The organism is Microlunatus aurantiacus (assembly GCF_039536605.1).
GTDB lineage: Bacteria > Actinomycetota > Actinomycetes > Propionibacteriales > Propionibacteriaceae > Microlunatus > Microlunatus aurantiacus.
Genome location: NZ_BAAAYX010000004.1, coordinates 375932 through 387418, shown reverse-complemented (window position 1 = coordinate 387418; position 11487 = coordinate 375932). Strand labels below are relative to the sequence as shown.

The window sequence follows — 11487 nt, the reverse complement described above, 5'->3', positions numbered from 1 at the left end:
ATCTCACACCGGAACCCGGCTGCGGTCAGGTCCCGGGCCAGCCCGAACCCGGTCGGACCGGCCTCATAGGTGACCGCCACCGGGCCCGGCAGCTCCGCCAGCCACGCCGTGATGGCCGCCGAGTCGGGCCGGAGTCGGTGTTCCCACACCTGACCGGTGACCGTGTCCAAGCCCGCCGCCGCGACCGATCGGGCGTGCACATCCAGACCAACACTCGTACGCTCTGAAAACACCGGGGCCTCCCACCACGCATGTCGGATAGGCCAGACCGAAACGTCTGGCAACCCACGCAATGTGCGCGCACGAGGCCCCGGCCTGCAACCACCTCAACCGGCGGTCACGTCATACCAACTTGTTCAATGCCGACAGGAGTTCTGGTCTGCAGCCATGATCTCCAGGTGTTGGTCGGGTTCGCTCGCTTCATACCTGTCGCCCTCTCCAGGGCTGACTCCTAGACGGCTTGCGACCCGGCCAACACCGTCGGCGAGAGTGGCTCAAGAGAGGTCTGCACTGCCCAAAGTTGGTCTGCCCTCCTCGCCTCACACCGAGAGCAACGGCTGAAGGAGGAGCGTGTTGAACAACATGGTGAACGACAGAACAGCCACGGGTCCGGTGGTGATCGGCATCGATCCCCACAAGGCATCGTGGACAGCAGCCGCAGTGAACTCCGCGTTGCAGCCGCTGGCCACCATCCGGGTTCCGGTCAGCCGGGCTGGCTACCGCCGGCTGCGCGAGTTCGCGGCGCAGTGGCCGGCAGCAACGTGGGCGATCGAGGGCGCCGGTGGCCTGGGAGCACCGTTGAGTACCTGGCTGACTGCCGATCGGATCGTCGCCGTCGATGTGCCGGCCAAGCTCGCCTCCCGGGTGCGGATGCTGTCGACCGGTCACGGCCGTAAGAGCGACGACGACGACGCCACCTCCGTGGGTATCGCCGCACTGACCGCGGCCAGACTCCAGACCGTCGCCGTCAACGAGACGGTCATCGTCTTGCGGGCGCTGGTGGAGCACCGCGACGACGTGGTCAAGACCCGCACCCAAACCCTGAACAGGCTGCACGTGCTGCTCACCCGGCTCGTGCCCGGCGGCGCCCCACGCGAGCTCGACGCAGCCAAAGCGGCCCAGCTGCTGCGCCCGATCCGGCCCCGCGACGCCGCCCGACAGACCCTGCGGCGGCTCGCCGTCGACCTCATCGCCGAGAGCCGACACCTGGATCGACGCATCGCCACCGCCAACACCCAGATCGCCCAGGAAGTGCGCGCCAGCGGGACCACCCTGACCGATCTTCGTGGCATCGCAACCCTGAACGCCGCGAAGATTCTGGCTCGCGTCGGCGACATCCGACGGTTCCGCTCAGCGGCGGCGTTCGCCTCCTACACAGGGACCGCGCCGATCGAGGTCTCTTCCGGTGACGTCGTCCGCCACCGGCTTTCCCGGGCCGGAGATCGGCAACTCAACTGCTGTCTGCACACCATGGCCATCACCCAGATCCGCCACCCAGGACAGGGTCGGGTCTACTACCAGCGCAAACGTGCCAGCGGGAAAGGTCACAAGGAAGCCCTGCGCTGTCTGAAGAGGCGGCTGTCCGACCTGGTCTATCGCCAGCTGATCCGCGACAGCATCCGACAAGTCTCAGCGGGTCCGGGAGGACACTCGGGGGCGTCTACGAAATCCAGCGCGGCCGGCTCAACCCCTACCGCCGACTCTTCGGATCAGTCACTTCCCGGACCCACCGCTGCCGACCCTATAACCACTCCCAGACCCACCAGTTGACACAGAGAGGTGCCGTCTAGGTGTCTCGGTCAGGAAGGTCCGGTCCAGGTGGGACCGAGCCGGGTCGACGAGACCCCCGGGCGCCGGTCTCCGTCCTCGGCGTCACCGCCGGTCTCCGAACCGTGCCCGGGGAGGCGGCGCTGACCACCCTCACCCACCGCCCCGCCGTCCCTACCGTTGACACCGCGCAGGCCCGCCCCTACGTTACGGCTGAGAGCGCTCCCACCCGCGGCGGGCGCCTAGGGGGAGGACGCAGCTCATCGTGACCAACGACGGCACGCAGGACAGCACCGACAGCTCCAACTTCGCGCTCCGGCCACTGAGCCGGCGGCTCCTGATCGGTGGCGGGGCCGCCCTCGGGGTCGGGATGACCACGCTCGGAGCCCCGTCCGCCGAGGCCGCGCCGGGCACGCTCGCGGCCAGCTGGAACGGCCGCTCCAGCCGGGCCGCGGTCCGGTTCCTGAAGGGTGTCACCAACGCCTACCGCAGCACGGGCCCGCGACTGGCCCAGAGCTACCAGGATCAGTCGGGACTGACCGACGTCGCCTTCACCTACGACAACGCGCTGGCCATCATCGCCCTGTTGCGCGCCGGTGAGGGGGCGTCGGCCAAGGCCCTGGGTGACGGGCTGCTCTACGCCCAGACCCACGACGAGACGTTCACCGACGGTCGGCTGCGGCAGGCCTACCACGCCGACGACTTCATCCTGACCGGCGGCAACGCGCACTTCGCGTACGAGTACGGGCTGGTCGGCACCGCCGTCGGCGACATGGCCTGGGCGGGCATCGCGCTGGCCCAGCTGGCCCGGGCCACCGGGATCGAGCGCTACCGCACAGGAGCCGTGCGCATCGCGCAGTGGATCCAGGACAACACCTACTCGACCACGGGGCTGGGCGGTTACACCTTCGGGGCGACGGCGGGGCTGGAGACGCGCAAGTCGACCGAGCACAACATCGACGTGGCCGGGTTCTTCCGCCTGATCCAGACCCTGACGGGTCAACGGGTGTGGCGGAACCGGTCCGACCACGCCTGGGCCATGGTCGAGTCGGTCTGGAACGAGGAGGACGGCTTCTTCTGGACCGGCAGCGAGGGCGACGGCGCCACCATCAACAAGCTCGGCAGCCAGCTCCCGCTGGACCCGCAGACATGGTCGTGGCTGGTGCGCCGCCAGCGGGCGTACGCGCCGGCTCTGGACTGGGCCGCCACCAACCTGGCCACCACCGACACCCCGCAGCGGCTGAACTCCGCGCTGACGGGCAACCAGAAGGTGACCGGGGTGGCGTTCGCCAGCGGTTCGCTGCAGGCCGACACGTCCGCGCAGATCGACCAGTACAACCCGAAGCCGGACTCGGGGGCGGTCTGGTTCGAGGGCTCCGCGCAACTGGCCCTGGCGCTGGCCCTCCGCAACGGCAAGGGCGACAAGGCGGCGGCGCAGGACCTGCTCAAGGCGGCCATCTGGGCCCAGGACGAGCTCGGCGACGGTCAGCTCTACAACGGGAAGCGGATCGAAGGAGGCGTGGTGGCCGCGTCGTCGCCGCTGCAGACCGGCTTCGGTTTCGGCTACTACCCGAACCTGCACGTCGGTGCGACGTCGTGGCTCGTGTTCGCCGCCACCGGGATCAACCCGTACGTGTTCTGATCCCCGCGCCGGAACCACAGACGCCCCCGGCCCGGACCCGACGCCCCCTCGTGAGGGACGGCGGCACCCGGGAGGGGGCGTCTGCGTGTGTGCAGGCGATGATCAGGCGCGCGCGCCGCGGCCGCTGCCGAAGCGGATCCACAGCAGCAGGACGATGATCGCGCCGATGATGGAGCCGATGATCCCGGCCGGCTGCAGGAAGCCGCCGCCGCCACCGCCGGAGCTGTTGCCGAACAGCAGGTAGCCGAGGAAGCCGCCGACGAACGAGCCGATGATGCCCAGCAGGATGGTCATCGGGACCGACAGGTTCTGCCGGCCCGGGACGACGAGGCGCGCCACGGCGCCCGCGATCAGTCCGACGACGATGATGCTGATGATGAGACCGAGCATGGTGTTGCCTTTCTCTAGGTTCCGGCCCAAGCCGGGTGGAGCGATCGCTCCCTTACAGAGTAAACTACCCTAGAGGGTGAGTTGTTACACCCTTATGGAGGGTTATGGTGGGGAAATGATCGCCGAGGATGACGAAACTCAGGGTCCGATCAGGGTTGCCCTGGTCAACGACTACGACGTCGTCGTGCTCGGGCTCGCGCGCATCCTGGAGCGCTACGACGAGCGCCTCGTGATCGCCGAGATCGACACCAACAAACCCGTCGAGGACGTGGTGGACCTGGTGCTCTACGACTCCTTCGCCCAACCGGAGTCGGACCGCGGGGAGATCGCCGATCTGGTGGCCAACCCCGTCGCCGGCGCCGTGGTCGTCTACACCTGGAACCTCCACCCGCAGCTGGTGGAGCGTGCCCGCGCCCAGGGGGCCCGGGGCTACCTGTCCAAGGCGCTGCCGGCCCGCGATCTGGTCACCGCGCTCGAGGCGGTGCACAACGGCGAGGTGGTGGTGAGCGAGCCCGATCGGCGGGTCCGGGCTGTCACCGGTTCGGAGTGGCCCGGCCGGGAGGAGGGGCTGACCGACCGCGAGGCCGAGGTACTCGCGCTGATCACCCAGGGGATGAGCAACGCGGACGTGGCCGACCTGACCTACCTCAGTCCCAACACCATCAAGACCTACATCCGCTCCATCTACCGCAAGATCGGGGTCGAGAGCCGCACGCAGGCGGTGCTCTGGGGCGTCGAGCACGGGTTCCAGCCCGACAAGCGGCGGATCGAGCACTGGCGCGGCGGTCCCTGACGGGGCAGGGTGCGGGCATGACCACGTTCCTGCTGCTGCCGGGCGCCGGCGGCGAGGCGCTCTACTGGTCCCCGGTCGCGGATCTGCTCCGGGCGGCCGGGCACGAGGTGGTCGCGATGGACCTGCCCGCGGACGACCCCACGGCCGGGTTGACCGCGTACACGGAGCTGGCGGTGGCCGCGGTGGCCGCGGTGGCCGGGCGCCGGGACGTCGTCCTGGCGGCCCACTCGATGGGCGGGTTCACGGCCCCGATGGTGGCCGCCCGGATCCCCGTCCGGGCGATCGTGCTGGTGAACGCGATGATCCCGCTGCCCGGCGAGTCGGCAAGCACCTGGGGCGACGCGGTCGGGTCGGAGCCGGCGCGGCTGGCGGCCGCCAGCGCCGGCGGCTACGCCGCTGACGTCGACCTGGTCGACACCTTCCTGCACGACGTGCCCGCCGAGGTGCTGGACCCCGCGGTGGTGGCGAACGGACGCGACGAGGCCGAGATCGCGTTCACCGAGCCGTGCGCCTTCGACCGCTGGCCGGACGGTGGGATCCGGGTCCTGGTCGGCCGTGACGACCGGCTCTTCCCGCGAGATCTGCAGATCCGGGTGGCGCGGGAACGGCTCGGTGTCGAGGCCCACGTCCTGCCCGGCGGGCACCTGCTGCCGGTGGCCAACCCGCAGGCGGTGACCGCTCACCTGCTCGCGGTCGCCGCCGGATGACCGATCGGCTGGACCAGCTCCCCCTGCCCGTCGACGCGCTGTCCACCGTCCTGCCGACTGCTGGACGTCGTCGGGCGGCTTCCACCGCCCGGGGCTGACCGTCAGCGGCGGGTGTCGCTCGAGGGATCGGGCAGCAGACCGCCGCGCGGCTGCTCGCTCGTCCCGGACGGCGGTGGGTCGGCGGGGTCGGCCGCCGGGTCGTCGGGGGGCGGGTCGGACTGGGCGTAGCGCTCGCTGAGCCGGTGGTAGAAGCGGCTGTTCAGGGCGTAGACCGTGAGCAGCACGCCCAGCACCCCGACCAGCACGAAGACCAGCGCGATGCCGCGGGCCGGCCCGGTGCCGAACCAGTCACCGATCGCGTCGGCCCCGGCCCCGTCGGTCATGAACGGGATGACCAGCAGCTGGGTGAGCGGGCCGATCACAAAGGCGGTCAGCGGCGAGGCGGCCTGTTCGATGCTCTGGGCGAAGCCGAACACCCTGCCCTGCCGCTCGTACGGCACGACGCGCTGCAGGATGGTCTGCTCGGCGGCCTCCGCGTACGGCACCAGGACCATGTAGACGGCCATGCCGGCGACCAGCATCACGATGGAGGCCTGCAACGGGAACAGGACGGTCACCGACCAGAGCACCAGGTTGACCAGCAGGAGCAGCCGCAGCGGCCTGGCGCCGAGGCCGGTGCGCGCCACCAGCAGACCGCCGACGATGAACAGGCCGCTGAGCGCCCCCCACATCAGACCCCACGCCTGCACCGACATCATCGACAGCCCGTACGCGTCCATCAGGGCCATGAAGGCGCCGCCGAGGAAGTTGTTCAGGCAGGAGAACCCGATCAGGGCGAACAGGCCGGGGGTCTGCCGGACCTGTCGGATCGTCCCCTTCAGGTCGATCGAGCTGACTTGTGGTCCGTCGTCGACGCCGCCTGCCTCCGGTGGTGCCGCGAGGTCGACCGCACGGCTCTCGTCGACCTCGAGCAGACCCAGGTGCAGGGCCCCGGCGGCCAGCAGCACCATGGTCAGGATCAGCACGCTGAACATGCCGTCCCGGGCCACCAGCAGCCCGCTGATGATCGAGGTGGCCAGCATCGTCACCCCGGTGGTGGTGCCGACCAGACCGTTGGCCCGGTCCCGCCGGTCCGGCTCGATCAGCAGGGTGACCAGGGTCATCATCGCGATCATCCGCACGTTGCCGGCTATCACCCCGAACATGGCCAGGGCGATGAACACCCACAGCCAGACGCTGGACGCCCTGGTGAACGTCTCGTCGGGGACGACGACGTAGACCCCGAAAGCCAGCACGTAGAAGGCCAGCGACGCGATCACCGACCCCTGCATCGACACCTTCTTGCGGTGGTGGTCGACCAGGCTGCCGAACCAGATGCCGCACGCGGCGGTGCAGACGAGGAAGATCCCGGCCACCATCCCGGTGGCCAGCACCGACCGGGTCTCGATGAACACCCAGAACGTGATGGCGAACCAGACGGTGAAGTTCATCACCGACACGATGAGCACGTTGAGGAGCAGGTGCAGGAAGGTGCGGTCGCCCCGGCGCGTCAGGTCAAGCACCGGTGTCTTCGGCCTGCTCATGTCCTCGTCCTCCCGCTGTCGTCCGACACGTTAGTCACCAGGACAGACAGTCGACAGGCCGCTTTCTCATCGCCACGGGCGTCAGCGGGACGACGTGCGCGCCGCGGCCGTACGTAGATGTACGGATGGCGTCGTCCCTTCCGACCTGCGAAGGTCGTCACATGCTGGGGGCGGCGCGAGGCATGCTCCGCGGTGCCGCGCCGCTCTACGCCGTCGTGTTCGGACTCGCCCTGGCGAACCGCCTGCTGCCGGTGCTCCGCGGGGGAGGTCTGGCGGCGGTGCTCGGCTACGACGATGCCGTCTACTACGCCGGGGCCGTCGGCCTGGTCCACGGCCGCCTGCCCTACCGGGACTTCTTGCTGCTCCACCCACCGGGTGTGCTGGTGGCGTTGACACCCGTGGCGGCATGGGGCCGGTGGGTGGGCGAGACGGCCGGGTGGGAGGCGTCTCGTCTGGTCTGGATGCTGCTCGGCTGCGCCACCAGCCTCGTCGTCGTCGCGGTGCTGCTGCCGATGGGTCGCACGGCCGCCGCGGTCGGCGGCGGCTTCTATGCCGTCTTCCCCGGCGCCGTCCTGGTCGAGCGCACGACCCTCATCGAGGGACTCACGAACCTCCTCCTGGCGGTGACCCTCGCCCTACTGATCCGAGAGCTCCGATCCGTTCCCGTACGGGCTGCTCCGGTCACCGTCGTCCGGCACGGTTCACGGGCGACCCTGGCTGCCGTTGGTGTGTTGCTCGGACTGTCGACGGCGGTCAAGATCTGGGGCATCGTGCCCCTGGTCGCTGTCGCTGTCTTCGTGGGCATCGTGCTCGGCTTCCGGCAGGCTCTGGTGATCATGCTCGGTGCCGTAGTGGCGAGCACGGTGGTCTGCCTGCCCTTCTTCCTGGCCGCACCGACCCAGATGTGGCGGATGGTCGTCCTGGACCAGCTGGGCCGCGACCAGGGAACCGATCTCCTGCGACGGGCGGCGGAGATCGCGACCATGAACCGGCTCACCGGGGACGGGGCGTTCGTCGCGATCGTCGTGGTGATGGCCGGATCGGTCGTCTGCTCCGTCGTCACCTGGCGCGTCAGGTCGTACCGGGTCGTCGTCCCCGTCCTGGTGGCGACGGTCTCGCTGCTCGTGGCGGCGCCGATCTTCTACCCCCACTACATGGGCATCGTGGCGGTGCCGGCAGCGCTGCTGGTCGGTGTCACCGCCGGTGTTCTCGCCGCGGGTTCGCGTCGCGCGGCCTGGCGGTCGGCTCTCGCTGTCGCCGCCCTGATGGCGGTGACGCTCGACGTCGTGGCCCTGTCGAGGATCCGCTCGGGTGCCCTCGTTCCCCCAGCGCTGACCGTCCCCGTGCAGACGGCCCCGGGATGTCTCACGTCGGACGACCCGAACAACCTGCTCGCCCTGGGGGTCGTCGGCCGCAACGTCGCACGTGGCTGTGATCTGGTGGTGGACCTCGGCGGCCACTCCCACGACCTCTCGCGCGGACAGGCGGTCCCGCGCAGTCGCAACGCCGCCTGGCAGCGACTCGTCGTGGACTACCTGGGCAGCGGCCGCTACACGCTCGCCACCCGGTTCGGTCCAGGGCGCAGCTACAGCAAGGCGACGGTGTCGACGATCGACAGCTGGCCGGTGCGTGTGCATGCCGGGAGCCACCGACTGCGCGAGCCCTCACGCTGAGGGTTCCCCTCGACCTCGTCGGCGGGCGCTACAGCGCCTTGACCTCCGCCAGCACCTTGGCCAGCGTGTCCTTGGCGTCGCCGAACAGCAGGGTGGTGTGCGGCTCGTGCAGCAGCTCGTTCTCGATGCCGGCGAAACCGGGGCGCATCGAGCGCTTGAGGAAGACGACCTGGCGGGCCTGGATGGCGTGCAGGATGGGCATCCCGTAGATGGGCGCGCCCGGGGTCGTCTCCGCGGCCGGGTTGACCACGTCGTTGGCCCCGACGACCAGGGCGACATCGGCGTTGCGGAACTCCGGGTCGACGTCGTCGGCCTCCCGCAGCTGCCCGTACGGCACCTGGGCCTCGGCCAGCAGCACGTTCATGTGTCCCGGCATCCGGCCCGCGACCGGGTGGATCGCGTAGTCCACCACGACGCCGCGCTCGGTCAGCAGGTCGACCAGCTGACGGAGCGTGTGCTGCGCCTGCGCCACCGCCAGCCCGTAGCCGGGGACGATGATCACCCGGCTCGCGTACGCCAGCAGGATGGCCACGTCGGCCGGACCGGTGGCCTTGACCGGTCGGTCGCTGGCCTCGCCCCCGCCCAACGTCGAGCCGCCCTTGAGGGCCCCGAACAGCGTGCTGCCCAACGAGCGGCCCATCGCCGTGGCCATCAGCTTGGTCAGCAGGGTGCCCGCCGCGCCGACCAGGGTGCCGGCCACCAGCAGCAGCGGGTTGTCCAGCACGTAGCCGCTGGCCGCCACGCTCAGCCCGGTGAACGCGTTGAGCAGGGAGATGACGATCGGCACGTCCGCCCCGCCGACCGGCAGGACCAGCAGCACGCCGACCCCGGCGCCGATGACCGCCAGGGCGATGCCGGCGACCATGGTCGGGAAGAGCGCCAGGAACACCCCGAAGCCGATGGCCGACAGCAGCGCGAGCCCGTACAGGATCGGGTAGCCGGCGAACGTCACCGGCCGCGTCGTCATCAGCTCCTGCAGCTTGAGGAAGGTGACGATCGAGCCGGTGAAGCTGACCGAGCCGATGACGATGGTGAACGCCGTCGCGATCAGCTGGAACGTCGAGGAGCCGCCGGTGGTGGCGATCTCGTTCAGCTCGACCAGGGCCACGATGGCCGCGGCGCCGCCGCCGACACCGTTGAACAGGGCCACCAGCTGGGGCATCTGGGTCATCTGCACCCGGTACGCCCCGAGGGCGCCGAGGGCGACGCCCACCACGAGGGCGATGCCGATCGGCAGCAGGTGGTCGAGGTCGCCGGAGACCAGCACCGTGACGGTGGCCAGGGCCGCGCCGGCGGCGCCGATCAGGTTGCCGCGGCGGGCCGTCCGGGGGGAGGAGAGTCCCTTGAGGGCGAGGACGAAGCAGACGGCGGCGACCAGGTAGACCAGCTGCGCCCAGATCGGTGGGGCACTCACTGCTCGACCTCCGGGCGGGTGCCGGTCCCGGGGACGGGGCGCTTGCGGACGAACATCTGCAGCATCCGGTCGGTGACCACGAAGCCGCCGGCCAGGTTGATCGCGGCCAGACCCACCGCGACCAGGCTGAGCGCCAGGATCGGGGTGCTGTCCGCGTGCCCGGCGACCAGGATCGCCCCGACCAGGATGATGCCGTGGATCGCGTTCGCGCCCGACATCAGCGGGGTGTGCAGGGTCGAGGACACCTTGGAGATCACCTCGATGCCGACGAAGGCCGCCAGCACGAAGATGGTCAGCCAGGTGATGGCCTCGCTCATGGGGTGACCTCCGGGTCGACGGCGGGTGCCTCGGTCGTCAGGCTCGGGTGGGTGACCAGCATGCCGGTCACGATCTCGTCGGCAGGGTCGGGATCGAATCGGCCGTCGCGGGTCATCAGCTGCACCACGTTCACCACGTTCTGCGCGTAGAGCCGGCTCGCCGGACCGGGCATCTGGCTGGGCACGTTCGACCCGCCCCACAGCTGGACGCTGCCCAGACCGTCGGCGGTGGGCACGTTGACCACGCCGCCGGCGGTGACGCCCTCCACGTTGCCGCCGGAGTCGGCGGCCAGGTCGACCACCACCGAGCCCGGGCGCATCCCGGCCACCATGGCGGCGGTGACCAGCACCGGGGCCTGCCGGCCTGGCACGGCGGCGGTGGTGATGACGGCGTGGGCGGCGGCGATGTGCGGGGCGAGGCGCTCCCGCTGCAACGCGGCGCGGTCCTCGCTCATCTCCCGTGCGTAGCCGCCGGCCCCGTCCAGAGTGGGCAGGTCGAGGTCGATCGGGGTGGCGCCGAGCGAGGCGATCTCCTCGGCTGCCGCGGCGCGGACGTCGTACCCCTTCACCACGGCACCGAGGCGGCGGCAGGTGGCGATGGCCTGCAGCCCGGCCACCCCGGCCCCGAGCACGAGGACCTGGGCGGGCCGGACCGTGCCGGCGGCGGTCATGCTGAGTGGGAAGAACTCGCGCAACCGGCCGGCGGCGACGATCGCGCAGCGGTAACCCGAGACCAGGGACTGCGAGCTCAGCGCGTCCATCGACTGCGCCCGCGAGATCCGCGGCACCTGCTCCATGGCGAAGGTGGTGATGCCGGCGGCCTGCCGCGCGGCGACGTCACCGGCCCGCTGACCGGCGAACAGGAAGGACACGGTGGCCGCCCGCGGAGCGCAGAAGCGCAGGGCCTCGAGTCCGACCGGTTGCACGCTCAGCACCAGACCGGCGCCGTGCAGGGCGTTCTCGTTGACGGTGGCACCGGCGGCGACGTACGCCTGGTCGTCGATCAGCGCACCGCGTCCGGCCCCCGGCTCGACCGCCACCTCGTAGCCGGCACCGGTCAACCGACCGACCAGCTCCGGCACCAGGGCGACCCTGGTCTCACCCGGCTCGGTCTCCCGAGCGACCGCAATCCGCACGCCCCGAACCTAGTGCACGGGCCCGCACCCACCCCTTCGCCGACACCCTGGCGGGGGCCTGTGCC

10 protein-coding genes are annotated in these 11487 nt (G+C 70.6%); 5 read left to right on the top strand and 5 right to left on the bottom strand.

The window, feature by feature from the left end:
* Positions 1 to 570: 570 nt before the first annotated feature.
* Positions 571 to 1770 (top strand): IS110 family RNA-guided transposase, encoded by a 1200-nt coding sequence (locus ABD714_RS09585; RefSeq protein ID WP_344812092.1) that lies wholly within the window; start codon positions 571 to 573, stop codon positions 1768 to 1770.
* Between the two features lie 262 nt (positions 1771 to 2032).
* A complete protein-coding gene (locus ABD714_RS09580; RefSeq protein ID WP_344812091.1) occupies positions 2033 to 3409 on the top strand; it encodes a hypothetical protein in 1377 nt (458 codons plus the stop codon).
* A gap of 102 nt (positions 3410 to 3511) precedes the next feature.
* On the opposite strand, the gene ABD714_RS09575 is transcribed toward ABD714_RS09580, so the two are convergent.
* Positions 3512 to 3799 carry a GlsB/YeaQ/YmgE family stress response membrane protein gene (locus ABD714_RS09575; RefSeq protein ID WP_344812090.1) on the bottom strand — a complete coding sequence of 96 codons (288 nt, stop codon included), beginning with the start codon at positions 3797 to 3799 and terminating at the stop codon, positions 3512 to 3514.
* A 115-nt stretch (positions 3800 to 3914) separates the two neighbouring features.
* On the opposite strand from ABD714_RS09575, the gene ABD714_RS09570 reads away from it, so the two are divergent.
* Positions 3915 to 4592 (top strand): response regulator transcription factor, encoded by a 678-nt coding sequence (locus tag ABD714_RS09570; RefSeq protein WP_344812089.1) that lies wholly within the window; start codon positions 3915 to 3917, stop codon positions 4590 to 4592.
* Between the two features lie 17 nt (positions 4593 to 4609).
* The gene (locus ABD714_RS09565; protein ID WP_344812088.1) at positions 4610 to 5299 is read left to right on the top strand and encodes an alpha/beta fold hydrolase; all 690 of its coding nucleotides are present in this window, start codon (positions 4610 to 4612) and stop codon (positions 5297 to 5299) included.
* A 101-nt stretch (positions 5300 to 5400) separates the two neighbouring features.
* On the opposite strand, the gene ABD714_RS09560 is transcribed toward ABD714_RS09565, so the two are convergent.
* Entirely contained in the window at positions 5401 to 6882 is a 1482-nt protein-coding gene (locus ABD714_RS09560) for an MFS transporter (RefSeq protein ID WP_344812087.1), read from the bottom strand.
* Between the two features lie 161 nt (positions 6883 to 7043).
* Here ABD714_RS09560 and ABD714_RS09555 point away from each other — a divergent pair, with 161 nt between their 5' ends.
* The gene (locus ABD714_RS09555; protein WP_344812086.1) at positions 7044 to 8555 is read left to right on the top strand and encodes a hypothetical protein; all 1512 of its coding nucleotides are present in this window, start codon (positions 7044 to 7046) and stop codon (positions 8553 to 8555) included.
* 28 nt (positions 8556 to 8583) lie between these two features.
* Here ABD714_RS09555 and ABD714_RS09550 read toward each other — a convergent pair whose 3' ends face one another.
* From ABD714_RS09550 to ABD714_RS09540, 3 genes are read right to left on the bottom strand one after another with little or no spacing between them, the layout of a single operon-like run.
* Positions 8584 to 9969, bottom strand: a complete 1386-nt coding sequence (locus ABD714_RS09550) for an NAD(P)(+) transhydrogenase (Re/Si-specific) subunit beta (RefSeq protein ID WP_344812085.1) — start codon at positions 9967 to 9969, stop codon at positions 8584 to 8586.
* Positions 9966 to 10286 (bottom strand): NAD(P) transhydrogenase subunit alpha part 2, encoded by a 321-nt coding sequence (locus tag ABD714_RS09545; protein ID WP_344812084.1) that lies wholly within the window; start codon positions 10284 to 10286, stop codon positions 9966 to 9968. The genes ABD714_RS09550 and ABD714_RS09545 overlap by 4 nt, the downstream gene beginning before the upstream one ends.
* Positions 10283 to 11422, bottom strand: a complete 1140-nt coding sequence (locus ABD714_RS09540) for an NAD(P) transhydrogenase subunit alpha (protein ID WP_344812083.1) — start codon at positions 11420 to 11422, stop codon at positions 10283 to 10285. Before ABD714_RS09540 ends, ABD714_RS09545 begins: the two co-directional genes overlap by 4 nt.
* Positions 11423 to 11487 lie beyond the last annotated feature (65 nt).

Coding starts and splice junctions, on each gene's coding strand:
- ABD714_RS09560 (WP_344812087.1), bottom strand. CDS start 6,882: ATGAGCAGGCCGAAGACACCGGTGCTTGACCTGACGCGCCGGGGCGAC.
- ABD714_RS09570 (WP_344812089.1), top strand. CDS start 3,915: ATGATCGCCGAGGATGACGAAACTCAGGGTCCGATCAGGGTTGCCCTG.
- ABD714_RS09555 (WP_344812086.1), top strand. CDS start 7,044: ATGCTGGGGGCGGCGCGAGGCATGCTCCGCGGTGCCGCGCCGCTCTAC.
- ABD714_RS09575 (WP_344812090.1), bottom strand. CDS start 3,799: ATGCTCGGTCTCATCATCAGCATCATCGTCGTCGGACTGATCGCGGGC.
- ABD714_RS09545 (WP_344812084.1), bottom strand. CDS start 10,286: ATGAGCGAGGCCATCACCTGGCTGACCATCTTCGTGCTGGCGGCCTTC.
- ABD714_RS09565 (WP_344812088.1), top strand. CDS start 4,610: ATGACCACGTTCCTGCTGCTGCCGGGCGCCGGCGGCGAGGCGCTCTAC.